Raw genomic sequence first — 23,829 nt, forward strand, 5'->3', positions numbered from 1 at the left:
TATCGACGATCCCCTTTGGGGCCGTACGATCCTTTATCGACGTTCGTGTGCGGGATGGGGATCGCTCGACTCGTCTGTCGGCTGGTATCCGCAGATGCATGCTTGACGGTCCCTCCACCCTGGCCCCTACATACCGCGTAGGAGCCGGGAGGAACATACAAGCCATGCTCGACTGCTGTTCGCAAGAAAGTCGAGCATGGCTCGACTCTACAATCAGCGCCGCCCTTCCATCGCCATGCGCACCGCCAACCCGGCCAGCACCGTGCCCATCAGCCAGCGCTGCACCCTCTGCCAGGTGGGGCGCGCGGCCAGGAAGCCGGCGATGCTGCCGGCGGTCAGCGCGATCAGGCCGTTCACGCTGACGCTGACCAGGATCTGGGTCGAGCCCAGCACGATCGACTGCATCAGCACGCTGCCTTCGCTGTCCGGATGCAGGAACTGCGGCAGAAGCGACAGGTACATCACCGCGATTTTCGGGTTCAGCAGGTTGGTCAGGAAGCCCATCGTGAACAGCTTGCGCGGGCTGTCCTGCGGCAGGTCGCGCGCCGCGAACGGCGAACGGCCACCCGGCTTGAGCGCCTGCCAGGCCAGGTACAGCAGGTACAGCGCGCCGCCGATGCGCAGCGCGTCATAGGCGAACGGCACGGTCATCAGCAGGGCGGTGATGCCCAATGCCGCGCACAGCATGTAGAACACGAAGCCCAGCGCCACCCCGCCCAGCGAGATCAGGCCCGCCATCGGCCCTTGGCAGATCGAGCGCGAGATGACGTAGATCATGTTCGGCCCGGGCGTGAGCACCATGGCCAGCGAAACCAGCGCAAAGGCCAGCAGGTCGGAAGTGGCGGGCATGGGCAGTCCTGGCAGCGGGCGTGGCGCAGTGTAACGCCTGCTGCAGGCGCGGCCTGCGCAGGCACCGCTGCCGGGTGACCGTTGCACGCGCATTCCGATGGCCATCACGCCGGTCGCTTAGAATCCGCAGCACCCCACACCGAAGCACCCCCATGACCCCGATCCCCGAGACCGTGCCGCCCATCGAAGTGCGCATGGCCGAAATCGTCTTTCCCAACCACACCAACCACCTTGGCACCCTGTTCGGCGGCCAGGCATTGGCGTGGATGGACAAGGCCGCCTTCCTGGCTGCTGCCCGCTACTCGCGCCGCACCGTGGTGACCGCGCGCAGCGACCAGGTCGACTTCAAACTGCCGATCCGCATCGGCCAGATGGTGGAAACCATCGGCCGCATTGTCGAAGTCGGCCGCAGCTCGATGAAGGTGGAGGTGGAACTGGTCGCCGAGGACCTGCACAGCGGCGAGCGCAAGCTGTGTACCCGCGGCCACTTCGTGATGATCGCGCTGGACGAGGAAGGCCACCCGATCGCGGTGCCGCCGCTGCCGGCCGCCTGAGCCGGCGCTTGCACGGGCGCTGCGGCGCCCCCATCTGGCAGCCATGACCTCGCCGCTGACCGACTTCATCGACCGCGCCCAGCGCCTGTTCGTGCTGACCGGCGCCGGTTGCAGCACCGCATCGGGCATCCCCGATTACCGGGATACCGACGGCCAGTGGAAGCGCACCCCGCCGGTGACCTACCAGGCGTTCATGGGCGAGGCGGCCACCCGCCAGCGCTACTGGGCGCGCAGCCTGCTGGGCTGGCCGCGCTTCGGCCTGGCCCCGCCCAACGGCACCCACCAGGCCCTGGCCGCCCTGGAAAGCCGCGGCAAGCTGCAGGTGCTGCTGACCCAGAATGTGGACGGCCTGCACCAGCGCGCCGGCAGCCACAACGTGATCGACCTGCATGGCCGCCTGGACCTGGTGCGCTGCATGGGCTGCGAGCGCCGCAGTGGCCGCGAGGACGTCCAGCAGCGCCTGCTGGACGCCAACCCCGGCTGGGGTGCGCTGGAAGCCGGCATCGCCCCGGATGGTGATGCCGATCTGGAGACCGATTTCTCCAGCTTCGTGGTACCCGAGTGCCCGCACTGCGGCGGCGTGTTGAAGCCGGACGTGGTGTTCTTCGGCGAGAACGTGCCGCGCGAGCGGGTGGAGGCGGTGCACGAGCACCTGCAGCAGGCCGACGCTGTGCTGGTGGTGGGCTCGTCGCTGATGGTCTATTCCGGCTTCCGTTTCGTGCAGGCCGCGGCCAGGGCAGGACTGCCGGTGGCGGCGCTGAACCGTGGCCGCACCCGTGCCGACGACCTGCTGCAGTTCAAGGATGAGCGGGACTGCGCCGAGGCGCTGGCGTCGGCTATCGAATCACCGGCTGGGTAGAGTCGACTGTCAGTCGACTCTACCGACAACCGTCCCCGCGAAACAGCGATCCATCCAGATGGTTGATCCGGGAGCCGCGCAGCGGTGCAATATGCCCCCCTACGTCGTCCCATCACTGTCTTGAGCCAGCTGTTTTCGCCGATCTCGTTCGGCCCCCTGACCCTGTCCAACCGCATCGTCATCGCGCCGATGTGCCAGTACTCCGCCGAAGATGGCCGCGCCAGCGACTGGCACGCCATGCACCTGGGCAACCTGGCGCAGTCCGGCGCCGGCCTGCTGATCCTGGAAGCCACGGCGGTCGAGCCGCGTGGCCGCATCAGCTGGGCCGACCTGGGCCTGTGGGATGACGGCACCGAGGCAGCGCTGGCGCAGGTGCTGGCCAGCGTCCGCCGCTGGTCGCCGATGCCGCTGGGCATCCAGCTCGGCCATGCCGGTCGCAAGGCGTCGGTGAACCGCCCTTGGGACGGCGGTGGTCAACTGCCAGCCGACGACACGCGTGGCTGGATCACCGTGGCGCCGTCGCCGCTGCCGTTCCATGCTGCCGATCCGACGCCGCAGGAACTGGACGAGGCCGGCATCGCCGAGCTCGTTGCTGCCTTCGTCGCCAGTGCGGTGCGCGCCGAGCGCCTGGGCTTCGAGCTGATCGAGCTGCATGCCGCGCACGGCTACCTGCTGCACCAGTTCCTGTCGCCGCTGAGCAACCGCCGCACCGATGGCTACGGTGGCTCATTGCCGAACCGCCTGCGCCTGCTCGTGGAAGTGTTCGACGCCGTGCGTGCGGCGGTATCGGACAAGGTCGCCGTGGGCGTGCGCATCTCCGCCAGCGACTGGGTCGATGGCGGCTGGGATCTGGTGCAGAGCGAAGCGCTGGCCCAGGTGCTGGACGCGCGCGGCTGCAATTTCCTGCATGTCTCCAGCGGTGGCCTGGACGAACGCCAGAAGATCACCGTCGGTGCGGGCTACCAGGTGCCGTTCGCGGCAGCGATCAAGGCCAAGGTGCGCATGCCGGTCATCGCCGTGGGCATGATCACCGAGCCCGAGCAGGCCGAATCGATCCTGCGCCATCGCCACGCCGATGCCGTGGCCCTGGCGCGCGGCATCCTCTACGACCCGCGCTGGCCGTGGCATGCCGCTGCCGCATTGCGCGACAGCGTGGAACCGGCGCCACAGTACCTGCGCTGCGAGCCGCGCGATGCGCGCGGCGTGTTCAAGACGCGCTGAGGCTCACACCCGCCAGGCCGGCGCGATGCCGGCCTGAAGGTGTTCGAACAGCGCGCGGATCTTGGCGGTGAAATCGCGGCGGTCGCTGACGCAGAAGTAGACCTCCATCGGTTCCGGGCGCCACGCGGTGTCGGCGCCGAACACCGCCTGCAGGCGGCCATCGCGCAGGTACGGCTCGGCCAGGAATGCGGCCAGCCGGGTGATGCCGGCACCGGCCGCCGCCAGCGTCGCCAGCGCATCGATGTCATCGCAGACCATGCTCGGTGGCAGCGCGGCGTCCACGCGCTGGCCGTCCTTCAGCAGGCCCCAGCGCAATGGCCGGCCATCGGTGGGGAAGCGGTGCAGCAGCCCGCGATGACCGCCCAGCTCGGATGGCTGTTGCGGGGTGCCGCGTGCCTTCAGGTAGGCCGGCGAGGCGCAGAACACGAACGGAACACGCGCCAGCTGCCGCGCCACCACCCCGTCCTCCAGCTGGGCCCCGATGCGGATGCTGGCATCCACCGCTTCCGGGCCATGCTGCACGGCGCGGTCGGTCAGGCGCAGCTCCAGCTGCAGTTGCGGGTAGCGCTGCTGCAGCGAAGGCAGCAACGGCGCCAGCACATGGCGGCCGAACGCACTGCTGCTGGCGATGCGCAGCGGCCCGGCCGGTTCGATGTCACCGGCGGTGACCATCGCCTGCGCGCGCGCCAGGTCGGCTTCGATGTGGCGCACCTGCGCCAGGTACAGCGCGCCGGCCTCGCTGAGGGCCAGCTGCCGCGTACTCCGGTTCAGCAACCGTACGCCCAGATGGGCCTCCAGCCGGTTGATGTTCTGGCCGACCGCGGTGGCGCTGATGCCAAGGATGCGGGCCGCGGCGGCAATGCTGCCGGTCTCTGCGGTGCGGGTGAAGCTGCGGATCAGTTGCAACAGGTTCATGACCGACCAGCTTGCCACGGGAAGATCCAAGTATCGCTTGGTACTGAACCAAGCAGGTCGGTTGCACCCGTGATCATCCGGCCGCTGGGCAGGGCGCTGCCCTACACTGTGGCGATGCGCCCCGATTCCATTCTTACCCTGTCCTGCCCCGACCGTACCGGCATCGTCTATCGCGTGTCCGGCCTGCTGTTCGACCACGGCTGCAACATCCTCGACGCCCAGCAGTTCGGCGACGAGGAAAGCGGCCGCTTCTTCCTGCGCGTGCATTTCGATCGCGATGCCGGCCTGCCGCTGGAGACCGTGCACACCGCGATGGCCACGCTCGCCCAGGACTTCGGCATGGACTGGCAGCTGCACGATGGCCGCCGCCGCGCACGCCTGCTGGTGCTGGTCAGCAAACAGGGGCATTGCCTCAACGACCTGCTGTTCCGCGCCCACAGCGGCCAGCTGAAGGTCGACATCGCGGCGGTGGCGTCAAACCACGCCGACTTCGCGCCATTGGCCGCCTCCTACCAGGTGCCGTTCCACCACCTGCCGGTGACCGCCGATACGCGCGCGGTGCAGGAGCAGCAGATCATCGACCTGGTCGAGCGTGAGCGCATCGACCTGGTGGTGCTGGCGCGCTACATGCAGATCCTGTCACCCACGCTGTGCCGCGCGCTGGCCGGACGTGCGATCAACATCCACCACAGCTTCCTGCCCAGCTTCAAGGGCGCGCAGCCGTACCACCAGGCGCACGCGCGCGGGGTCAAGATCATCGGTGCCACCGCGCACTACGTCACCGAGGACCTGGACGAAGGCCCGATCATCGAACAGGACGTGGCCCGCGTGGACCACGCGATGGCGCCGCGCGAACTGGTGCGGCTGGGCAGTGATACCGAATCGCTGGTGCTGGCACGCGCGGTTCGCCGCCATGTGGAGCACCGCATCCTGCTCAACGGGCATCGCACGGTGGTGTTCCGGTAATCGCCCATCCCGCGTCCGCCGGGCATGGCCCGGCACTACCGAATCCTGATTTCATCCCATGAAAAGCCCCCGGTTCGGCCGTCCCGCGATCTGTAGGGGGGCGTAGTTAGGGGGCTGGGTGAATCGATTGTGTTGTTGTGGGCAGGAGCGCGCAAGCGGCATAAGCGACGTGCCCGGTAGCGCCGGGCCATGCCCGGCGGTCACGCCTCAGACGATCGCGATTCCCGCCTTGCCCAGCGCCTCGCGCACCATCACGTCGTTGGCTTCGGTCACCGGCTTGGTCAGCTCCCACAGGAACTTCGCCCGGAAGCCGGACTTCACTGCGTCCTGCGCGCTCCACAGCACGCAGTAATCGCGGGCCAGGCCGCACACGTGCACTTCGCGGATGCGGCGCTCATGCAGCCAGCCGGCCAGGCCGGTGGCCGGGCGCTCGCCATCGGGACCGTGGTTCTCGCGGAAGGCGCTGTACGAATCCACCTGTTGGCGCGTTCCCTTGCGCAGGATCAGGTCGGCCATGGCCCAGTCCACGCCCGGGTGCAGAGCGGCGCCATCGCTGCCCTGCACGCAATGGTCGGGCCACAGGGTCTGCGGCTGCGCGTGCAGCAGGATGGTCTCGAACGGGCGTTGGCCGGGGTGCTGGCTGGCGAACGAGGCATGGTCGGCCGGGTGCCAGTCCTGGGTGGCCACCACCGTGCGGTAGCGGCGCTGCGCCAGCAGTCCGGCAATCGGTGCCACCAGCGCATCACCCTGGTCGCAGGCCAGCGCGCCACCCGGCATGAAGTCCGGCTGCAGGTCGATCACCAGCAGGGCGACGTCGGCGGGCAGGGCGGTCATGGCAGATCCACTACAAGAGAAGGGGCGACCAGCGTGGCCGCCCCTCGCTCACACGTCAATCGCCCTGCGGCGTCCCAGCGTCCTGCCCGTAGTACAGCAGGCCGATTTTGATCCGCTCGCGGCCGTTCTCGCGACGGTGGCGGTTGGCATCGCGCAGCGAATACACGCAGCCGCAGTACTCCTGCTGGTAGAACTGCTCGCGCTTGCTGATCTCGATCATGCGGCTGGCACCGCCGCCCTTGCGCCAGTTGTAGTCCCAGTACTGCAGGCCTTCGTAGCGCGAGGCGGCGCGGATGCCGCAATCGTTGATCTGCGCCATGTTCTTCCAGCGCGAGATGCCCAGCGACGAACTGATGGTGTCGTAGCCGTGCTCGTGCGCGTACAGCGCAGTGCGTTCGAAACGCATGTCGAAGCACATCGTGCAGCGGATGCCGCGTTCGGGCTCGTTCTCCATGCCACGCGCACGGCTGAACCAGTTGTCGGTGTCGTAGTCGCAGTCGATGAAGGGAATGCCATGCTGCTCGGCGAAGCGGATGCTTTCCTGCTTGCGCAGTTCGTATTCCTTCACCGGATGGATGTTGGGGTTGTAGAAGAAGATCGCGTAGTCGATCCCGGAGGCGGTGATCGCCTCCATTACCTCGCCGGAGCAGGGCGCGCAGCATGAATGCAGCAGCAGGCGCTTGCCGTTGGCAGGCAGGGTCAGGGTGGGGCGTTGGAACTCGGTCATCGTCAGGTACCGCATGACCGCCGGCAACGGCGGTGGCCCATGCATCTGTGCGTGGGTGGACAGGGCTGGCCGGATACCGTGAAAAGGACGCACGCGGCCGCACTGCCCGCACTCGCAGGTCAGCGACGGCCCCGGCACCCTCCCCGCGGAGAGTCCAGGTCGAGTCAGGGGACGGTCGTGTCCCCCGGCCGGGGCCGGTATTCGGGCTGATGGACACGGGCCGCAGCCCACCTACTACCTGCCGCTTCCCAGGCGCGAGCCCAGTGCTGTTGGCAGGATTCGTTTCCATTCACCGCTGCGGGGCAGCTCCGGAATGGGCGCGCCAGGCGCCTTCACCGGATTCCCGTTCAAATCCCTGTCGCCATCAATGCTGCGGCGGGGATACCTTCGGCGTGCCCACGGTGGACGCATCGAGGGCAATGGTCAAGGGTCAATGAAAGCTCGGGGCTGTGGTCCGTTTCTCAGGCCGTGAGAGCGCCGCTTGCCATACTGGGCATCGACAGACGGGAGGTGGCTCGTGGCGGCGAAGTACTGCGATCTGGTCATGAAAGGCGGCATCACCAGCGGCATCGTGTACCCCAATGCGGTACTGGCGCTGGCGCGCGAGTATCGCTTCAAGAGCATCGGCGGCACCTCGGCCGGCGCCATTGCTGCGGCGGTGGCGGCTGCGGCGGCATGCGGCGATCGTCGCCAGCAGGCCGGCGAGCACCTGCCCAGTGATGCCGGGTATGGGGGGCTGTCGGCGGTGTCGGCGCAGCTGTCGCGGCGCGGGTTCATCTACAGCCTGTTCCAACCGGCGCGGGGCGCGCGTGCGGCCTATCGGCTGCTGGTGGTGCTGACCGGCAATGCGGGCCTGCCACACAAGCTGCTGTGCCTGGCGGTGGCGGTATTCGAGATCGCGCCGCTGGAAGTGCTGGTGTCGCTGGCGCTGCTGCTGGGCCTGGGCGGGTGGGGCGGCGGCTGGAGCGGTGTGGCCGCCACGCTGCTGCCGTCGCTGCTGTGCGCCTACGGTGCCGGTGTGGCCGGTGCCGCGCTGCGCGTGGCCCGCGTGGCACGGCGCAACCTGCTGGGCCTGTGCAGTGGCCTCGGCCGCGATGCACGCAAACCGGCGTTGACCGAGTGGCTGCATGAGTGCCTGCAGCAGTTGTCAGGCAAGCCACTTGATGCACCGCTGACCTTCGCCGACCTGCACGACGCACCGCGCTATGCCGGCGAGCCGGACAGCCCGCATGCGATCAGCCTGCAGATGATCACCACCTGCGTCTCGCACAACGAGCCGCGTACGCTGCCACTGGGCGGCGCGCAGTTCTGGTTCCTGCGCGAAGAGTTCGAGCAGTTGTTCCCGGCCAGCGTGGTGCAGTGGCTGGTGGATCAGGCTGGCCCGCCGCTGGACGTGGAGGGGCGGCAGTACTACCACCTGCCGCAGGGCCCGAAGCTGCCGGTGCTGGTGGCCACACGCATGAGCCTGAGCTTCCCGTTGCTGATCAGCGCGGTGCCGCTGCACGAACCCTCGCGCCGCGAGCGCCGCTGCGAACCCACCGCGCCGGCGGCCGACCCCGAGCACAACGTGGCCGACAGCATGGAAGGGCTGACCAGCGCCGGGCAGGCTTGCGGTCCGGTGATCACCGCCTTCCGCATCTGCTGGTTCTCCGATGGTGGCATCAGCAGCAACTTCCCGATCCATCTGTTCGACGCCGCATTGCCGCGCTGGCCGACCTTCGCCATCAACCTGGTCTACCCGCAGCACGCCGAAGACGTGAGCCAGGGCAGCGGTAGCCGGCAGGCACTGGAGCATGCCGTGTTCCTGCCCACCGAGAACCGCCACGGCTGGCAACGGCATTACCAGTCCATTGCCACGCCGCTGGCCGCAGCCGAGCTGGGGCGTTTCCTGTTCGCGGTGGTGGCGACCATGCAGAACTGGCGCGACCTGCTGCAGGCGCGCGCGCCGGGTTATCGCGACCGCATCGTGCATGTGAGCCTGCAGGGCGACGAAGGTGGCATGAACCTGGACATGCCGCAGGAGGTGCTGACCCGCATCGCCGACAAGGGCAGCCTGGCCGGTGCGCGGTTCTGTTCGTTCTCGTTCGAGAACCACTACTGGATCCGCTGGCGCAACCTGGCCTCGGCCTACCAACGGTACGCGCTGGAAGTGGCCCGTACCGACGACCCGGCGCAGCAGGTACTGGCCTATCGCGCGGCGTACTCGATGGTCGCTCGCGGCGAACCGACACCGCCGTCGTACAAGCTGGGCTCGGAAGACAAGCGTCGCGGCTCGCAGCAGCTGTGGGCGCAGATGGTCGAGCAGGGCCGAACCTGGGAGGACCTGGGCCCTGACCTGACCGACGGCGCACCGCGTCCGCTGCCGCAGATGAAGGTGACACCTATCTACTGAGCGCGATCGATACAATCGTGCTTCATGCTGCAAGGAGCTGTGGATGTCTGCCCGCCAGGAACTGTTGGATCTGCTTGAACGCCTTGATGCCCGCGATCCGGAGCACCTGCCGGTGGTGCCACTGGCCGCGTACTTCGAAGGCAATGATTTCGAAGAATGCATCGCGCCCAACCAATGGGGTTTCGGCCGCCCGCCGATTGCCGAGCTGTACGCGCGCCTGGCCGCGATTGCCGAAAAGCCCGAGGTGGAAGGCGTGTATGTAGGCCTGCACCAGGACTGGAGCAGCGCATTGGAAGACGACAGCGAATGGCCTGCCGCAGAGAACGTGCACGTGCTCACCCGCGCCGACGTCGAGACCGTGGAAGGTTGGCTGCAGGGTCTGGAATGCGACGGTGTGGGTGAAGGCTGGCCCTACGGCCAGCACATCGACGCCCCCGTGCCCTCGCAAGGCCACCGCGTGCTGACCGTGTTCTGGGACTAAAACGCGCCAACCAGGGCTGGCACCTACCAGTAGAGCCACGCCACGCGTGGATGCATTCCAAGATGAGAATTCATCCGGATGGGGTCAGAGCCCGTTGCGTGGCAACCGGACCCACCCCGCCATCCCACTGAATGCCCGCTTTTGCTTTTGAGGTTGCCGGCCAGCGGCCGGCACTACCGCAGGTGCAGGGCGCAGCGCTGCAGAACCAACCCTATCGCCCCGGCAACTGCGCGAACGCGCGCTGCATGCAATCCTCGCGCGGGCACACCCGGCACCCCGGGCCGATCGACACCGAATTGCCCGGGCTCTGCACATCCAGCCCCAGCGAATACACCAGCCGCTCGGCATGCTGCAGATCGCAGCCCAGCGCCACCGCGAAGGTCTTGCGCGGCTGGCCATGGCCGACCGGACCACTGCTGACTTGCCGTGCCAGCCAGAAATGCCGTCGCCCATCGGGCATGCGCGCGGTCTGCGTAAGGATGCGCCCGGGCTGGTTGAACGCCTCGTAGACGATCCACAGCGGGCACGAACCACCCACCTGCGAGAAGTGGAAGTCGGTGGCCGAATGGCGCTTGGACACATTGCCCGCGCGGTCCACGCGGATGAAGAAGAACGGCAGCCCGGGCGCGCTGCGCCGTGCCAGCGTGCTCAGCCGATGGCAGACCGCTTCGAAGCCGACGCCGAACTGGTGTGCCAGCAGTTCGATGTCGTAGCTGCTGGCCTCGGCCGCACGCAGGAAGCGCATGTACGGCATCACCAGGGCGCCAGCGAAATAGTTCGACAGACCGATGCGGGCCTGAGCGATGCGTGCCTCATCGGTGAAGCCGGCACGTGCCACCACCGCATCGATCTGCGGCAGGTAGCCGTGCAGGGCCAGCTCGGCGGCCATCTGGAATGCCTGCTGGCCTGGCTCCAGGTAGTCCGGCAACCACAGCCGCCGTGCTTCGGCATCGTACTGGCGCTTCTCGCGCCCGGCCTGCAGCGCGGCCACTTCCACCAGCACGCCGTGGCGGTCGGCCAACAGCTGGCGCAGGCGTGGTGCCACGTGCCCGGGCGACAGCCCCCACTCGGCGAACAGACGCTCGGCCAGCTCGTCCAGTTCGGGAATGTGGTTGTGCATGCGGTTGAAGAACTCACGCACCTGGTCGCCTGCGGGCAGGATGCTGCCGGCGCCGGGCTCGCCCAGCTGGAACTCCAGGGCGGCGGCATGCTCACGCAGCGCCAGGTGGCGGCGGTGCAGATCCAGCAGGGCGCGGCTGACCTGCGGCAGGTTGCCGGCCAAGGCGCGCAGCTCGGTCGCGCTGACCTCCGCCAGGCCCAGGTCGCGCAGGGTTTCGCCCAGCGCTCCCTGCAGCGCGGCAGGCTCATCTTCGTCGAATAGTGAGGAAACGTCGCCCAATACTTCGCCCAGCTTCTTCTGAACGGCCGGGGTGAGTGGGCGCTTGTTGCGCTCGATCTGGTTCAGGTAACTGGCCGACAGGCCCAAGGCGCGGGCCAGATCCACCTGGCTGTAGCCGCGCTGCTCGCGCAGCCGCAGCAAGCGAAGGCCAAGCTGCCGCTGGCTGGATGAATAATTCACAGAATTAACATGAATCGTCTGGCGTGTTGGCCAGATTAAGCGGATTCAGGCCGGAAATCGAGGTGGCTGCTGTGAATAATGCCAAGCATCTTTCGAGCCCGTGGGATTGTCGTCATGACTGTTGAAGCGCCCCGTATCCGCATGCTGATCGATGGCCAGTTCATCGAATCGGCCACCTCCCACTGGCAGGACGTGATCAATCCGGCCACCCAGGACGTGCTGGCCAAGGTGCCGTTCGCCACCACCGCGGAAGTGGACGCCGCCGTCGCCGCCGCCAAGGAAGCCTTCAAGACCTGGCGCAAGACCCCGATCGGCACCCGCGCGCGCATCTTCCTGAAGTACCAGCAGCTGATCCGCGAGAACATGAGCGAGCTGGCCCACATCCTCACCGCCGAACAGGGCAAGACCCTGCCCGACGCCGAAGGCGATGTGTTCCGCGGCCTGGAAGTGGTCGAGCATGCGGCCGCCATCGGCAACCTGCAGCTGGGTGAGTTGGCCAACAACGTGGCCAATGGCGTGGATACCTACACGATCATGCAGCCGCTGGGCGTGTGCGCTGGCATCACCCCGTTCAACTTCCCGGCGATGATTCCGCTGTGGATGTTCCCGATGGCGATCGCCACCGGCAACACCTTCATCCTCAAGCCGTCCGAGCAGGACCCGATGGTCACCATGCGCCTGGTCGAGCTTGCCCTGGAAGCCGGCATTCCGAAGGGCGTGCTGAACGTCGTCCACGGCGGCGAAGAAGTGGTCAACGCGATCTGCGACCACCCGGACATCAAGGCCGTGTCGTTCGTCGGTTCCACCCGCGTCGGCACCCACGTGTACAACCGTGCCTCGCTGGCCGGCAAGCGCGTGCAGTGCATGATGGGCGCCAAGAACCACGCCGTGGTGCTGCCGGACGCCAACAAGGAACAGACCCTCAACGCGATGGTCGGCGCCGCCTTCGGTGCGGCCGGCCAGCGCTGCATGGCCGCCTCCACCCTGGTGCTGGTCGGTGAAGCGCGCAACTGGGTGCAGGATCTGGTTGAAAAGGCCAAGACCCTGAAGGTCAGTGCCGGCACCGTGGCCGGCACCGACGTCGGCCCGGTCATCTCCTGCAGCGCCCGCGAGCGTGTGGAAGGCCTGATCGCCTCGGGCGTGGAGCAGGGTGCCAAGCTGGTGCTGGATGGCCGCAAGCCGCAGGTCGATGGCTTCGAGAAGGGCAACTTCGTCGGCCCGACCATCTTTGCCGGTGTCACCACCGACATGCGCATCTACCAGGAAGAAATCTTCGGGCCGGTGCTGGTCATCCTCGAAGCAGAGACGCTGGAAGACGCCATCGCGATGGTCAACAGCAACCCGAACGGCAACGGCACCGCACTGTTCACCCAGTCCGGCGCTGCCGCGCGCAAGTTCCAGGAAGACATCGACGTCGGCCAGGTCGGCATCAACGTGCCGATCCCGGTGCCGGTGCCGCTGTTCTCGTTCACCGGTTCGCGCGCCTCCAAGCTGGGCGACCTGGGCCCGTACGGCAAGCAGGTGGTGCTGTTCTACACCCAGACCAAGACGGTCACCGCGCGCTGGTTCGATGACGAGACGCTGAGCCACGGCGTCAACACCACGATCAGCCTGAAGTAACGGCAGGAGCAGCCATGAGCCACTCGATGACGACGGAACTGGACGAAGCACAGCAGGCGTACCGCGAGGCTGCGCGCGACTTCGCACTGGCCGAACTGGCGCCGCACGCCGCGCGATGGGATGCGGAGGGCATCTTTCCGCGCGAGGCGATCGCCAAGGCCGGTGAACTGGGCTTCTGCGGTCTGTACATGGACCCGGAAGTGGGCGGCAGCGGCCTGAGCCGACTGGACGCCACCGTCGTCATCGAGGAGCTCGCCAGCGTCGATCCGTCGACGGCGGCGTACATCAGCATCCACAACATGGCCTCTTGGATGGTGTCCACGTGGGGCCAGCCGGCACTGCGCGATGCCTGGGGCAGCGACCTGTCATCGGGCAACAAGCTGGCCTCGTACTGCCTGACCGAACCGGGCGCCGGTTCCGATGCGGCCTCGCTGAAGACCACCGCCGTGCGCGATGGTGACTTCTATGTGCTGAACGGCTCGAAGGCCTTCATCTCCGGCGCCGGTGCCACCGAGCTGCTGGTGGTGATGGCGCGTACCGGCGGTGCCGGTGCCGGCGGTGTCAGCGCCATTGCGGTGCCGGCGGACCTGCCGGGCATCAGCTTCGGCCGCAAGGAAGAGAAGATGGGCTGGAACAGCCAGCCCACCCGCGGCATCACCTTCGAAAACGTCCGCGTGCCGGTCAGCCACCTTCTGGGAGAGGAAGGCGGCGGCTTCAAACTGGCGATGAAGGGGCTCGACGGCGGCCGCATCAACATCGCTGCCTGTTCGCTGGGTGCCGCGCAGGGTGCGCTGGATGCCGCACGCCGCTACATGGGCGAGCGCCGCCAGTTCGGCAAGGCGCTGGCCGAATTCCAGGCGCTGCAGTTCAAGCTGGCCGACATGGTCACCCAGCTGGTGGCCGCGCGGCAGATGGTGCACACCGCCGCACGCAAGCTCGATGCCGGTGCCAGCGACGCCAACGTGTGGTGCGCGATGGCCAAGCGTTTCGCTACCGATGCCGGTTTCAGCGTCTGCAACGAAGCGCTGCAGATCCACGGTGGCTACGGCTACATCCGTGAATACCCGATCGAACGCCTGCTGCGTGACTGCCGCGTGCACCAGATCCTGGAAGGCACCAACGAGATCATGCGGGTGATCGTTGCCCGTCACCTGCTCAACACCGAAGAGGAACTGCGATGAAGGATTGGCGTACCCAGGAGCACGTGGGCCTGAAGGTGGAGGTCGATGGCCACACCGCCGTGGTCACCCTGAACAACCCGCCGGCGCACACCTGGACCGTGCACAGCCTGTCGGCGCTGCGCGACCTGGTGGGCGCGCTCAACGCAGACCGCGACATCTACGCGCTGGTGATCACCGGTGACGGCGAGAAGTTCTTCTCCGCCGGTGCCGACCTCAACCAGTTCGCCTCCGGCGACAAGGCCGCTGCGCGCGAGGCCGCGCGCCGCTTCGGTGAAGCCTTCGAAGCGCTGTCCGGTTTCCGTGGCGTGTCGATCGCCGCGATCAACGGCTACGCCATGGGCGGTGGCCTGGAATGCGCACTGGCCTGCGACCTGCGCATCATCGAAGACCACGCCCAGGTGGCGCTGCCGGAGGCCACCGTCGGCCTGTTGCCGTGCGCCGGTGGCACCCAGAACCTGCCGCGCCTGGTCGGCGAGGGCTGGGCCAAGCGCATGATCCTGCTGGGCGAGCGCATCAATGCCGAGACCGCACTGCGCATTGGCCTGGCCGAAGAAAAGGTCGGCAAGGGCGAATCCAAGGCACTGGCCCTGGAATGGGCGAAGAAGGCCGGCAAGCAGAGCCCGACCAGCATCGCCGCCTGCAAGACCCTGGTGCAGTCTACCCGCACCGGCACCCACGCCTCGGCGCTGGTGGCCGAGCGCGAAGCCTTCGTCGACCTGTTCGACACCGCCGACCAGATCGAGGGCGTGACGGCCTTCCTGGAAAAGCGCACCGCGCAGTGGAAGAACGCATGAGCACCGACACCGCTGCCGACGACGCACCGGTGCTGTTCGAAGAGCGCGTGGCCGGCAATGGCACGCGCATCGGCATCGCCACGCTCAACGCGCCGCGCACGCTCAACGGCTTCTCGCTGCCGATGGCGCACCTGCTGCTGAAGCAGCTCAACGCCTGGGCCGACGACGATGGCATCGCCATGGTGGTGCTGCAGGGCGCCGGTGAAAAGGCGTTCTGTGCTGGTGGCGACCTGCACAGCCTGTACAAGGCCATGGCCGCCTTCCGCGAGGCCGGCCACAGCGACATCCGCCAGAACGCCTATGCCGCCGAGTTCTTCGACGTCGAATACCGCGTCGATTACCTCATCCACACCTATGCCAAGCCGATCCTGTGCTGGGGCCATGGCATCGTGATGGGCGGTGGCATCGGCCTGATGTCCGGCGCCAGCCACCGCGTGGTCAGCGAGCGCTCCAAGCTGGCCTTCCCGGAAATCACCGTCGGCCTGTTCCCCGATGTCGGTGGCAGTTGGCTGCTGCCGCGTGTACCCGGAAAGGGGGGCCTGTTCCTGGCGTTGACCGGCGCGCTGCTCAACCCGGGCGATGCCATCTACGCCGGCCTGGCCGATGTGCACGTGGCCGAAGAACGCCGCAGTGCAGTGTTCGATGCGCTGCTGCAGGTGGCCTGGTCCAGCGACCCCGCACACAACCACGAACGCCTGACCCACCTGCTGCAGTCGCATGCCAGTGATGCCGCCACCGGTCCGCTGCTGGCCAATGCGGCGCAGGTCGATGCGTTGTGCGAAGGCGATGACCTTGAAGCCATCGTTGCGCGCATTGCCGGCCTGCAGACCGATGATGCGTGGTTGCAGGCGGCTCAGAAGACCCTTGCTGCCGGTGCACCGGGTTCGGCACGGTTGGCGTACGAACTGCAGCGCCGCAGTGCCGGCCAGGACCTGGCCGCGATCTACCGCCTGGAGTACATCGCCGCCCTGCATTGCGCCGCCCACGGCGATTTCGCCGAAGGCATCCGCGCGCTGCTGATCGACAAGGATCGCAATCCGCAGTGGAACCCGGCCACCCTGGCCGGGGCCACCGGCGCGTGGGCCGACACCTTCTTCGCTTCCCCCTGGGCCGATGCCGCGCATCCGCTGGCCGACCTGGGCACTCCCCTTGTTGAAAGGAGCCTTGCATGAGCCGCATTGCATTCATCGGGTTGGGCAACATGGGTGGCCCGATGGCCGCCAATCTGGTCAAGAACGGCCACAGCGTGCGCGTGTTCGATCTGGTTCCGGCCGCGGTCCAGGCCGCCGTCGATGCCGGTGCCAGTGCTGCGTCGTCGGCACGCGACACCCTGGCCGACGCCGAAGTGGTGATCTCGATGCTGCCGGCCAGCCGCCACGTCGAAGGCGTGTACCTGGGTGACGACGGCATTCTTGCCGCGATTCCGGCCGGCGCACTGGTCATCGACTGCAGCACGATCGCACCGGCCAGCGCCCGCAAGGTCTCGGAAGCGGCCGCCGCACGTGGCCTGCAGATGATCGACGCACCGGTGTCCGGCGGTACCGCCGGTGCCCAGGCCGGCACCCTGACCTTCATCGTCGGTGGCGAGGAGGACGCGCTGGAACGCGCGCGCCCGGTGCTGCAGGCGATGGGCAAGAACATCTTCCACGTGGGCGCCAGCGGCGCCGGCCAGGTTGCCAAGCTGTGCAACAACATGGCGCTGGGCGTGATCATGGCGGTGACCGGTGAAGCCATTGCGCTGGGCGTGGCACACGGGCTGGACCCGAAGGTGCTGTCGCAGATGATGGCGGTCAGCACTGGCCGCAGCTGGGCCACCGAAGTGTGCAACCCGTGGCCGGGCGTGCTGGAAAACGCGCCTGCGTCGCGCGGTTACAGCGGTGGCTTCGGCAGCGATCTGATGCTGAAGGACATGGGCCTGGCAGTGGAAGCAGCGATGAGTGTCGGCGCCTCGATCCCGCTGGGCGAAGTGGCCCGCAACCTGTACTCGATGAACCACCAGGCTGGCCGCGGCAAGCTGGATTTCTCCAGCGTCGTGCAGCTGATCACCAGCGAGAAGTGACCTGGTAGTGCCGGCCGCTGGCCGGCAACCTCATGCCCCCTGTGGGACAACGAAGGTGGGATGGGCGGATGTTCGGTTTCGACCGGCATCCGCCCATTTTTTTCCCTCGCTCGAGTAGTGCCGGCCGCTGGCCGGCATCACCTCATCAGGCCACGACCAGCGTCACGTCGATGTTGCCGCGGGTGGCATTCGAGTACGGGCACACGATGTGCGCCTTCTGCACCAGCTCTTCCACCTGCTCGCGCGGCACGCCGGGCACGTTGATGGTCAGCTCGGCTTCAATGCCGAAGCCGGTCGGGATCTGGCCGATGCCGACCTTGCCGGTGACGGTGGTGTCGGCCGGCAGCGCGACCTTGGCCTGGCCGGCCACGAACTTCAGCGCACCCAGGAAGCAGGCAGAGTAACCGGCCGCGAACAGCTGCTCCGGGTTGGTACCCGGGCCACCGGCGCCGCCCAGCTCGCGCGGGGTCGACAGCTGGATGTCCAGCACGTTGTCGGAGGAGACGGAACGGCCTTCACGGCCGCCGGTGGAGGTGGCCTGGGCGGTGTACAGAACCTTTTCGATGGACATCGGGATGCTCCTGGTCGGTGGGTGGGTGGTGCGTTGGAGCCTACTTTGCCCGCTTTCCGCGTACGTTGGGTTGCAGGGCGTACGAAAAACTTGATCGATCGTCCTGTCGGCCTAGATCGTCCACTCGCGGTCGGTGGTGAACATGATGGTCAGCCAGCGGTCCGGCGAGGCCTCGCCCAGCGCATCGCCGATCTCGTCGCGCAGCTGGTCCCATTCCACCAGCGGCCGTGGTGGGTCGTTTTCCGGCACCACGAAGAACAGCTCGATCTGCTCGCCTCGCCCCACCTGCGCCACGTAGCTGCGGTGCTCGACGAAGCCATGCTTGGCCACGATCGCGCGTGCCACGGCATCCACGTGCGTCTGCAGCTCCGCCGGGGTGACCAGCAGGATGCCGGCCAGCGCCCGGCGCACGGTGCCGAGCGGGGCGATCATCACCAGCACGCAGACGAAGGCAAGGATGGCCGGGTCGATGTACGGCCCGACCCAGGCCCAGGACGTGCCCTGCACCAGCACGCCGCCGAGGAAGGCCAGCAGGTAGCAGGCCGACATGCTGGCCGCGATCACCCAGTTCTTCGCATCCAGTGCGATGAACTCCGAGCCGATGCGGCGGTTGGCGCGCAGGATGAACCATGCCAGTGCGCCTTCGCCGACGATGGACAGCCCGGCGAAGGCGATGGCCGGGCCCAGCGCAATGTGGCGGCCCCCGGACATCAGTGCATCTACCGCATTGACCAGCGCATACAGCGCCGCGCCGATCATCAGCGTGCCGCTCACCCCCAGCACGATCGGCTCCAGGTGCCAGAAGCCCATGGTGAAGCGCTGGTTGAGCCGCGATTGCAGCGCATCGGTCTGCGTGGACAGCGCAATCAGCCGCGCCACCAGCAGTGACAGCCAGGTCATCACCACGTCGATCAGGCCGTAGATGCCGTCGAAGATGATCAGCGAGGAATTGGCCAGCAGGCCGAACACCACTGCGGCGGCGGCCAGTAGCAGCGAGGCGGCGATCGACAGGCGCAGCACGCCTTGTTCGGTGGCGGGGTCGAAGAACTGCGGGCGATCAGTAGCCATGCCCCGATTGTAGAGCGGCGCCATGCCCCGCGGCCTTTCGCGGCCGGTCGCGCTACCTTCGTGCGGCCGCTTCCCGTAGACTGCGCCCCTCCCACGTACCGACGCCCGCCTGCAGTGATCACGCCACCCTGACCCTTGCCGCACATCGGCAGCCGGCCCGCCCGGCTCAGGAACCCGTGTCTTTCCACTGCAGCGCCGCGCGGCCACGCCCGCGTGCGCGCGGAGTTTTTCCATGCAAACGTCCTACCCCCTGCGCCAGCAATGGCTCGGCAACCTCCGTGGCGACCTGCTGTCCGGCATCGTCGTCGCCTTGGCCCTGATTCCCGAGGCCATCGCTTTCTCGCTCATCGCCGGCGTCGACCCCAAGGTCGGGCTGTACGCGGCGTTCTCCATTGCCGTCATCACCGCCATCGCCGGCGGCCGCCCCGGAATGATCTCCGCCGCCACCGGTGCGATGGCGCTGGTGATGGTCGACCTGGTCAAGGACCACGGCCTGCAGTACCTGTTCGCCGCCAGCATCCTGGCCGGCCTGCTGCAGGTGCTCGCGGGCGTGTTCAAGCTCGGCTCGCTGATGCGCTTCGTCTCGCGCTCGGTCATCACCGGCTTCGTCAACGCGCTGGCGATCCTGATCTTCCTCGCGCAGATGCCGGAACTGATTGGCCGCGGCCCTACGGTCTACGTGCTGTGCGCCGCCGCGCTGGCGATCATCTACCTGCTGCCGCGTATCACCCGCGCCGTACCCTCGCCGCTGGTCGCGATCGTGGTGCTCACCGCCGTGGTGATCGGCTTCGGCATCGACGTGCGCAGCGTCGGCGACATGGGCCAGCTGCCAGACAGCCTCCCACACTTTTTCATTCCCGATGTGCCGCTCACATGGGAAACGCTGCGCATCCTGTTGCCGGTGTCGGCCACGCTGGCCGTGGTCGGCCTGCTCGAATCGATGATGACCCTGCAGATTGTCGAGGACATCACCGAGACGCCCAGCGAACGCAACCGCGAATGCGTCGGCCAAGGCGTGGCGAACACGGTCACCGGCTTCCTCGGCGGCATGGCTGGCTGCGCGATGATCGGCCAGTCGGTGATCAACGTGACCTCTGGTGGCCGCGGCCGCCTGTCCTGCCTGGTGGCCGGCGTGTTCCTGCTGGTAATGGTGGTGTACGGCAGCGACCTGGTGCGGCAGATCCCGATGGCTGCGCTGGTGGCGGTGATGATCATGGTCAGCATCGGCACCTTCAGCTGGCGCTCGCTGCGCGACCTGCGCACGCATCCGCGCAGCTCGTCTGCGGTGATGCTGCTGACCGTGGTGGTCACCGTGGCTACCCACGATCTGGCCAAGGGCGTGCTCAGCGGTGTGCTGCTGTCGGCCCTGCTCTTCGCGCGCAAGGTGGGCCACATGCTGGATGTGCAGCGCGACGATGCCGGTGGCACGCAGGTCTACCGCGTGCGTGGGCAGGTGTTCTTTGCCTCGGCGGGGCAGCTGGGTGCGGCGTTCGATTACCAGCACGTGGCGCCGAAGGTGCAGATTGACCTGCGCGATGCCCACCTGTGGGATCTGACTGCTGTGGCCGCGCTGGAGCGGGCGCAGGAAAAGCTGGCCGCGCACGGTGCGGAGGTGACGGTGGTGGGGCTCAATGCGGCCAGCCAGACGCTGATCGAGCAGGTCGGTGGCGCGCGCAGCGCGCACTGAAGTGGTAGTGCTTCAATGCCCGGGTCGGTTCTGGGGGCGGCTAAGCCTCCAGAATTTTCCTGAATCGGCTTTTCAGTGCGGTAGCGCCATTGCAGATGGAGAGTCCATATGTGGCCAGCGCCTTGGCAGACTCGGTGTCATCCTTGGCCTGCCATGAAAGGGCAGATAGCAGGGCCCTGCGGACGCGCGTGACCGAATTGAAGTGTGCCGGCGTCGAGTCCGCCTGAATGGCCGCGATCGTCAACGCTCCACAGATGGAATCGATGTCCTGGAACTGCGAAAAGAAGGGAAGGGCATTCTCCGTCAAAAGAGCATCCACCTCGGTCTTGAGCAGTTCAGCGTCCTGTTCAACGCTTATCCAATGGTCGCTTTTCCCTGGGGGAGCGGCCCTGCAGCTCACATCGCAGTCGGTGTTGTTGAGGTTCGTGGTCTGATCCTTGCAACGCCCCGGGATGAAGCGGGCGAGCACACCGACATTGAATGCGAGTGCTTTGCCGTCGCTTCTGGTCTGCAGTGAAAGAACATCTACGAAATGCTCGCGCACTCTCATGAAGGTCGGCCCGTTGCGCACAAATCCTGCGTCCTTCATTGAGGCGAAGGCGGTGTCCAAAGCTTGCCTTTTCATTGGGCCTCACGAGGCGAACATGGGCGGGAAGATGACTGCAGGTGGGGCATGCCATAACGGGTGTGCCGGTGCGCTGTACTGAAGCCTATCGGCTGAAAAGGAAGGTGCAATGGGGGCTGGCGTCAGAACATGTCGCATTTGACGATAGCTGTGTGATCGCTGTGCCCAGCTCGGTGGGCCCCGATCCTGCACGACCTGCTGCGTTGCATGGGTAGCGCCGGGCGATGCCCAGCGAGCCCGGTACGCGCCTACCTAGATGTTCTCGCGGCCAAGACCCGATTCTTCGGCATTGCTGCCTGTGCCGCGCGCTCGCACCACTGTTCCAAGCGCCTCCTGAAAATGGCTTGCATTACCAGCCGCCAAGGCGGCGCTCAGATAGATGGCGATTGCGACGTCATCATCCAGATAGTCTGCGGGATCGAAGGGAATCGTCTTCAGCCTGCTCATTGCGAATCCAAGGAAAGCGTCTGCAACCTGCAACGCGTTGGACTGTACCTCACATGGCAGACCACCAGCTTGGTCGAGCTTCCCCGAGCGATGTAGTGCAGGGCATTGGACGGTGCCGTTCGATAGCGCACATTGACGCTATAGGCTGCGACTGCATCACTGCGACTTCATGGCTGCTGTTGCGGTTGCTGCATCTGTGGCCTGTGAACCCTGCCCAGGGTGGAAGAATCGCCGCGATCGTGCTCCGTTGTGATCCTCACGACGGAGTACTTCTTCCGGAATGGATACGCTGTTCAACAACGCCACCACGCTGCTGACCTATCTGCTGCCGGGCTTCCTGGCAGCCTGGGTGTTCTACGGGCTGACTTCACACCCCAAGCCACCGCAGTTCGAAAGGACCGTGGAAGCGCTGGTATTTACCTTCGTAGTCCAGGCGCTGGTCAAGTTCATCGAACTGATGCTCCTGCTGGCTGGTCGCTGCTTTGTGCTGGGGATCTGGACCGAGACCAGCAGCCTGCTCTGGGGGTTTGTCCTCGCCGGACTGCTGGGGACAGGATTGGCCCTCGCTGCGAACAAGGACTTTCTCCACGCGGGTCTCCGCCGCGCAGGCTTCACCACGCGGACGTCCCACCCCAGCGAGTGGTACTGCGTGCTCGGTACGCGTCCTGCTTTCGTGGTGCTGCAGTTGAAGGATGGCCGTCGACTGACCGGCTACCCCAAGGAGTGGCCGATCAGCCCGGCTGCGGGACAGTTCTACATGCAGATGCCGGCCTGGCTCGTGGATGCGGATCCGCCAGATGAAGGTGCGGATCCGCTGGCAAACCCCGCCGTGGTGGAGCTTCCGCAGCTCGATGGCATACTGATTCACGCGGTGGATGTGCAATGGGTCGAGATTCTCCAGGAGACAGACAATGGCTAAGTTGAGGAAGGGTTCCAACCCACCACTGGACCAGCTGGTCGTATCCATGGAGAACGCAAACCCCAAGCTCCCCGAGGGCAGGAAGCGTCCGCTGCCACCGCCCAGCCCACCCCGGCCGCCAGCCGGAAGCGGGCCCAACCGGCGCTTGCCGCGCGACTGACCGGGCGCATTCAGCCGGGCGGTGTAAACTATTGATCTCACTGGCAATGCCAGTCTCCACGATCAACGCCCCGATGACGTCCGCCACCGCCCGTTACGCTGATTCCCTGCGCCTGTCCGTTGCCCCGATGATGGATGGGGCGGATTCCCAGTAGATTCAGTGGTTTATGGGTGGTCTGGTGCGCGGGTGGTACGCACGGTGACCAATGTATGAACTGTCGCCGGTGGCTTTAGTCTCTCAGGCCGTGAGACGTGTTTGTGTGATAGTTGCTTTCGCTCAATTTCCCAGATCCTGCATCACCACCGGACGGGAGCTCACCTTATGCCTTATCCCTCGACCAGTATCGCCAACTACTTCTTGGAGCGCGCCTCGCAAGAGAGCCGTGCGTTAACGCCCATGCAGCTGCTCAAGCTGGTGTATATCGCGCATGGGTGGCACTTGGGCTACACGGGCCAGCCGCTCATAGCCGAGGAAGTGCAGGCGTGGCGCCATGGCCCGGTGATCAAGCAACTGTACGACCGACTTCGGCACTTTGGCCGCGAGTCTGTGCGCGGCCTGATTGCTAGTAGCCCTTTTGGAGGGCTGCCCCAGCCGGTAGGCACTGAGGTCGTGCCGCTGCTCGATGGTGTCTGGAAAAACTATTCGCGTTTCAGCGGCATGGAGTTGTCGGATATGACACACCGGCCTGGGACGCCATGGTCTGTTGCCTGGCATCAACAAGGTGGCAAGGACACGATGTTCGCGCCCATGAGCAATGATCTGATTCGTGATCACTATCAGGCGAAGATCCGCGAGGCCCACCAGGGAGCGTAGTTTTAGATGCCACCTAGCACGGATGATGCAGTGTTTCCAGAAATGGAAGCTGCGGCTAAACAGGCCGAGGATGAGTTCAATGCGAATCCGGCCCCGCCGGAAGCAGACGCGCCGACTGAGCTCCGCGAGCTTTTCCAGAGCGAAGCGGATCGAAACCACAAGACGCATCGCTACATGCGCGTGGCCGCGTTCATTGTGTTGGGCGCACTGATAGCGGCCTTCCTCATCGTCCTTCTACTCGTACTGGTAAACCTCCTGAGCAGCGAGTTCTTGTCGGTCTTGGTTAAGGGGGGGACGACAATGAACTGGCACATTCTCGTTTTCGCCGGCGCTGCGTTAGCAGTGTTTGCCGCTGTGCCACTCTCTTTGGCTATGGCATTGGTCAAGATGATCAGCGTTGAGCAGAACTGCGACGCAGACGGCAATTACAAAACGCCAACGACAGAGCTTGGAAAGGTCATCCTTGACCTCATCAAGTCCGTTGCGCAGGCTGCCAAGTCAAATTGAG

General features: G+C 66.4%; 24 protein-coding genes and 1 riboswitch. Of the genes, 15 read left to right on the forward strand and 9 right to left on the reverse strand.

All coding sequences use genetic code 11. The features are described 5' to 3' along the window. Nucleotides 1–213 precede the first annotated feature (213 nt). Nucleotides 214–849, reverse strand: coding sequence for a LysE family translocator (locus N5C25_RS00620; protein WP_058979749.1), 636 nt, complete (start codon nt 847–849; stop codon nt 214–216). A gap of 152 nt (nt 850–1,001) precedes the next feature. On the opposite strand from N5C25_RS00620, the gene N5C25_RS00625 reads away from it, so the two are divergent. The 3 genes from N5C25_RS00625 (at nt 1,002) to N5C25_RS00635 (ending at nt 3,483) form a co-directional block, all read left to right on the forward strand. After that, the gene (locus tag N5C25_RS00625; RefSeq protein ID WP_005407672.1) at nt 1,002–1,403 is read left to right on the forward strand and encodes an acyl-CoA thioesterase; all 402 of its coding nucleotides are present in this window, start codon (nt 1,002–1,004) and stop codon (nt 1,401–1,403) included. Nucleotides 1,404–1,446: 43 nt separating this feature from the next. Next, on the forward strand, nt 1,447–2,262 hold the full coding sequence (locus N5C25_RS00630) for an NAD-dependent protein deacetylase (RefSeq protein ID WP_279936138.1): 816 nt from the start codon (nt 1,447–1,449) through the stop codon (nt 2,260–2,262). 120 nt (nt 2,263–2,382) lie between these two features. Beyond that, the gene (locus N5C25_RS00635) at nt 2,383–3,483 is read left to right on the forward strand and encodes an NADH:flavin oxidoreductase/NADH oxidase (RefSeq protein ID WP_279936139.1); all 1,101 of its coding nucleotides are present in this window, start codon (nt 2,383–2,385) and stop codon (nt 3,481–3,483) included. Between the two features lie 3 nt (nt 3,484–3,486). Here N5C25_RS00635 and N5C25_RS00640 read toward each other — a convergent pair whose 3' ends face one another. Then, nucleotides 3,487–4,398: a LysR family transcriptional regulator gene (locus tag N5C25_RS00640; RefSeq protein WP_279936140.1), complete on the reverse strand. Its 912-nt coding sequence runs from the start codon at nt 4,396–4,398 to the stop codon at nt 3,487–3,489. 114 nt (nt 4,399–4,512) lie between these two features. Between N5C25_RS00640 and purU the strand changes: the two genes are divergently transcribed. Further along, nucleotides 4,513–5,364 carry a formyltetrahydrofolate deformylase gene (gene purU, locus N5C25_RS00645; RefSeq protein ID WP_279936184.1) on the forward strand — a complete coding sequence of 284 codons (852 nt, stop codon included), beginning with the start codon at nt 4,513–4,515 and terminating at the stop codon, nt 5,362–5,364. A 207-nt stretch (nt 5,365–5,571) separates the two neighbouring features. Here purU and pncA read toward each other — a convergent pair whose 3' ends face one another. Beyond that, nucleotides 5,572–6,198: a bifunctional nicotinamidase/pyrazinamidase gene (gene pncA, locus N5C25_RS00650; protein ID WP_279936141.1), complete on the reverse strand. Its 627-nt coding sequence runs from the start codon at nt 6,196–6,198 to the stop codon at nt 5,572–5,574. A 55-nt stretch (nt 6,199–6,253) separates the two neighbouring features. Beyond that, nucleotides 6,254–6,925, reverse strand: coding sequence for an epoxyqueuosine reductase QueH (locus N5C25_RS00655; protein ID WP_279936142.1), 672 nt, complete (start codon nt 6,923–6,925; stop codon nt 6,254–6,256). A 174-nt stretch (nt 6,926–7,099) separates the two neighbouring features. Then, nucleotides 7,100–7,315, reverse strand: a riboswitch (cobalamin riboswitch). 127 nt (nt 7,316–7,442) lie between these two features. Between N5C25_RS00655 and N5C25_RS00660 the strand changes: the two genes are divergently transcribed. Both N5C25_RS00660 and N5C25_RS00665 read left to right on the forward strand, forming a co-directional pair. Then, nucleotides 7,443–9,317, forward strand: a complete 1,875-nt coding sequence (locus N5C25_RS00660; RefSeq protein WP_279936143.1) for a patatin-like phospholipase family protein — start codon at nt 7,443–7,445, stop codon at nt 9,315–9,317. A 43-nt stretch (nt 9,318–9,360) separates the two neighbouring features. After that, nucleotides 9,361–9,798, forward strand: a complete 438-nt coding sequence (locus tag N5C25_RS00665; RefSeq protein WP_279936144.1) for a hypothetical protein — start codon at nt 9,361–9,363, stop codon at nt 9,796–9,798. A gap of 211 nt (nt 9,799–10,009) precedes the next feature. Here the strand turns inward: N5C25_RS00665 and N5C25_RS00670 are convergent, their stop codons facing one another. Next, the gene (locus N5C25_RS00670) at nt 10,010–11,377 is read right to left on the reverse strand and encodes a short-chain fatty acyl-CoA regulator family protein (protein WP_279936145.1); all 1,368 of its coding nucleotides are present in this window, start codon (nt 11,375–11,377) and stop codon (nt 10,010–10,012) included. A gap of 114 nt (nt 11,378–11,491) precedes the next feature. On the opposite strand from N5C25_RS00670, the gene N5C25_RS00675 reads away from it, so the two are divergent. The 5 genes from N5C25_RS00675 to mmsB are packed head-to-tail and all read left to right on the forward strand — an operon-like array spanning nt 11,492 to nt 17,031. After that, the gene (locus N5C25_RS00675; RefSeq protein WP_019661851.1) at nt 11,492–12,997 is read left to right on the forward strand and encodes a CoA-acylating methylmalonate-semialdehyde dehydrogenase; all 1,506 of its coding nucleotides are present in this window, start codon (nt 11,492–11,494) and stop codon (nt 12,995–12,997) included. Nucleotides 12,998–13,011: 14 nt separating this feature from the next. Continuing rightward, the gene (locus tag N5C25_RS00680; protein WP_058979764.1) at nt 13,012–14,178 is read left to right on the forward strand and encodes an acyl-CoA dehydrogenase family protein; all 1,167 of its coding nucleotides are present in this window, start codon (nt 13,012–13,014) and stop codon (nt 14,176–14,178) included. Next, nucleotides 14,175–14,972, forward strand: coding sequence for an enoyl-CoA hydratase (locus N5C25_RS00685; protein WP_279936146.1), 798 nt, complete (start codon nt 14,175–14,177; stop codon nt 14,970–14,972). The genes N5C25_RS00680 and N5C25_RS00685 overlap by 4 nt, the downstream gene beginning before the upstream one ends. Further along, nucleotides 14,969–16,144 (forward strand): enoyl-CoA hydratase/isomerase family protein, encoded by a 1,176-nt coding sequence (locus tag N5C25_RS00690; protein ID WP_279936147.1) that lies wholly within the window; start codon nt 14,969–14,971, stop codon nt 16,142–16,144. The genes N5C25_RS00685 and N5C25_RS00690 overlap by 4 nt, the downstream gene beginning before the upstream one ends. Beyond that, nucleotides 16,141–17,031 carry a 3-hydroxyisobutyrate dehydrogenase gene (mmsB, locus tag N5C25_RS00695; RefSeq protein WP_005407687.1) on the forward strand — a complete coding sequence of 297 codons (891 nt, stop codon included), beginning with the start codon at nt 16,141–16,143 and terminating at the stop codon, nt 17,029–17,031. Before N5C25_RS00690 ends, mmsB begins: the two co-directional genes overlap by 4 nt. Before the next feature lie 145 nt (nt 17,032–17,176). Here the strand turns inward: mmsB and N5C25_RS00700 are convergent, their stop codons facing one another. Together N5C25_RS00700 and N5C25_RS00705 are read right to left on the reverse strand one after the other, a co-directional pair. Continuing rightward, nucleotides 17,177–17,602, reverse strand: coding sequence for an organic hydroperoxide resistance protein (locus tag N5C25_RS00700; RefSeq protein ID WP_005411948.1), 426 nt, complete (start codon nt 17,600–17,602; stop codon nt 17,177–17,179). A gap of 111 nt (nt 17,603–17,713) precedes the next feature. Further along, complete coding sequence (locus N5C25_RS00705; protein ID WP_251102078.1) at nt 17,714–18,694, reverse strand: cation transporter; 981 nt, start codon at nt 18,692–18,694, stop codon at nt 17,714–17,716. A 208-nt stretch (nt 18,695–18,902) separates the two neighbouring features. On the opposite strand from N5C25_RS00705, the gene N5C25_RS00710 reads away from it, so the two are divergent. After that, the gene (locus tag N5C25_RS00710; RefSeq protein WP_279936148.1) at nt 18,903–20,357 is read left to right on the forward strand and encodes a SulP family inorganic anion transporter; all 1,455 of its coding nucleotides are present in this window, start codon (nt 18,903–18,905) and stop codon (nt 20,355–20,357) included. 40 nt (nt 20,358–20,397) lie between these two features. Here N5C25_RS00710 and N5C25_RS00715 read toward each other — a convergent pair whose 3' ends face one another. Both N5C25_RS00715 and N5C25_RS00720 read right to left on the reverse strand, forming a co-directional pair. Further along, entirely contained in the window at nt 20,398–20,982 is a 585-nt protein-coding gene (locus N5C25_RS00715) for a DUF4304 domain-containing protein (RefSeq protein ID WP_251102077.1), read from the reverse strand. Nucleotides 20,983–21,234: 252 nt separating this feature from the next. Continuing rightward, nucleotides 21,235–21,429, reverse strand: coding sequence for an addiction module antidote protein (locus tag N5C25_RS00720; RefSeq protein WP_227844238.1), 195 nt, complete (start codon nt 21,427–21,429; stop codon nt 21,235–21,237). 280 nt (nt 21,430–21,709) lie between these two features. On the opposite strand from N5C25_RS00720, the gene N5C25_RS00725 reads away from it, so the two are divergent. From N5C25_RS00725 to N5C25_RS00735, 3 genes are all read left to right on the forward strand, one after another. Next, entirely contained in the window at nt 21,710–22,348 is a 639-nt protein-coding gene (locus N5C25_RS00725; protein ID WP_058979776.1) for a DUF6338 family protein, read from the forward strand. Nucleotides 22,349–22,829: 481 nt separating this feature from the next. Next, on the forward strand, nt 22,830–23,321 hold the full coding sequence (locus N5C25_RS00730; RefSeq protein ID WP_088470404.1) for a type II toxin-antitoxin system antitoxin SocA domain-containing protein: 492 nt from the start codon (nt 22,830–22,832) through the stop codon (nt 23,319–23,321). 30 nt (nt 23,322–23,351) lie between these two features. Further along, nucleotides 23,352–23,828, forward strand: coding sequence for a hypothetical protein (locus tag N5C25_RS00735; protein ID WP_251103581.1), 477 nt, complete (start codon nt 23,352–23,354; stop codon nt 23,826–23,828). Nucleotide 23,829: the final 1 nt, after the last annotated feature.

The sequence above is a fragment of the Stenotrophomonas sp. GD03958 genome (genome assembly GCF_029839005.1).
GTDB classification, from domain to species: domain Bacteria; phylum Pseudomonadota; class Gammaproteobacteria; order Xanthomonadales; family Xanthomonadaceae; genus Stenotrophomonas; species Stenotrophomonas hibiscicola.

Bases quoted from the DNA above. Each gene is read 5' to 3' on its own strand.
- N5C25_RS00620 (WP_058979749.1), bottom strand. From the start codon at position 849: ATGCCCGCCACTTCCGACCTGCTGGCCTTTGCGCTGGTTTCGCTGGCC.
- N5C25_RS00625 (WP_005407672.1), top strand. From the start codon at position 1,002: ATGACCCCGATCCCCGAGACCGTGCCGCCCATCGAAGTGCGCATGGCC.
- N5C25_RS00630 (WP_279936138.1), top strand. From the start codon at position 1,447: ATGACCTCGCCGCTGACCGACTTCATCGACCGCGCCCAGCGCCTGTTC.
- N5C25_RS00640 (WP_279936140.1), bottom strand. From the start codon at position 4,398: ATGAACCTGTTGCAACTGATCCGCAGCTTCACCCGCACCGCAGAGACC.
- purU (WP_279936184.1), top strand. From the start codon at position 4,513: ATGCGCCCCGATTCCATTCTTACCCTGTCCTGCCCCGACCGTACCGGC.
- pncA (WP_279936141.1), bottom strand. From the start codon at position 6,198: ATGACCGCCCTGCCCGCCGACGTCGCCCTGCTGGTGATCGACCTGCAG.
- N5C25_RS00655 (WP_279936142.1), bottom strand. From the start codon at position 6,925: ATGACCGAGTTCCAACGCCCCACCCTGACCCTGCCTGCCAACGGCAAG.
- N5C25_RS00665 (WP_279936144.1), top strand. From the start codon at position 9,361: ATGTCTGCCCGCCAGGAACTGTTGGATCTGCTTGAACGCCTTGATGCC.
- N5C25_RS00675 (WP_019661851.1), top strand. From the start codon at position 11,492: ATGACTGTTGAAGCGCCCCGTATCCGCATGCTGATCGATGGCCAGTTC.
- N5C25_RS00680 (WP_058979764.1), top strand. From the start codon at position 13,012: ATGAGCCACTCGATGACGACGGAACTGGACGAAGCACAGCAGGCGTAC.
- N5C25_RS00685 (WP_279936146.1), top strand. From the start codon at position 14,175: ATGAAGGATTGGCGTACCCAGGAGCACGTGGGCCTGAAGGTGGAGGTC.
- N5C25_RS00690 (WP_279936147.1), top strand. From the start codon at position 14,969: ATGAGCACCGACACCGCTGCCGACGACGCACCGGTGCTGTTCGAAGAG.
- mmsB (WP_005407687.1), top strand. From the start codon at position 16,141: ATGAGCCGCATTGCATTCATCGGGTTGGGCAACATGGGTGGCCCGATG.
- N5C25_RS00700 (WP_005411948.1), bottom strand. From the start codon at position 17,602: ATGTCCATCGAAAAGGTTCTGTACACCGCCCAGGCCACCTCCACCGGC.
- N5C25_RS00705 (WP_251102078.1), bottom strand. From the start codon at position 18,694: ATGGCGCCGCTCTACAATCGGGGCATGGCTACTGATCGCCCGCAGTTC.
- N5C25_RS00710 (WP_279936148.1), top strand. From the start codon at position 18,903: ATGCAAACGTCCTACCCCCTGCGCCAGCAATGGCTCGGCAACCTCCGT.
- N5C25_RS00715 (WP_251102077.1), bottom strand. From the start codon at position 20,982: ATGAAAAGGCAAGCTTTGGACACCGCCTTCGCCTCAATGAAGGACGCA.
- N5C25_RS00720 (WP_227844238.1), bottom strand. From the start codon at position 21,429: ATGAGCAGGCTGAAGACGATTCCCTTCGATCCCGCAGACTATCTGGAT.
- N5C25_RS00725 (WP_058979776.1), top strand. From the start codon at position 21,710: ATGGATACGCTGTTCAACAACGCCACCACGCTGCTGACCTATCTGCTG.
- N5C25_RS00730 (WP_088470404.1), top strand. From the start codon at position 22,830: ATGCCTTATCCCTCGACCAGTATCGCCAACTACTTCTTGGAGCGCGCC.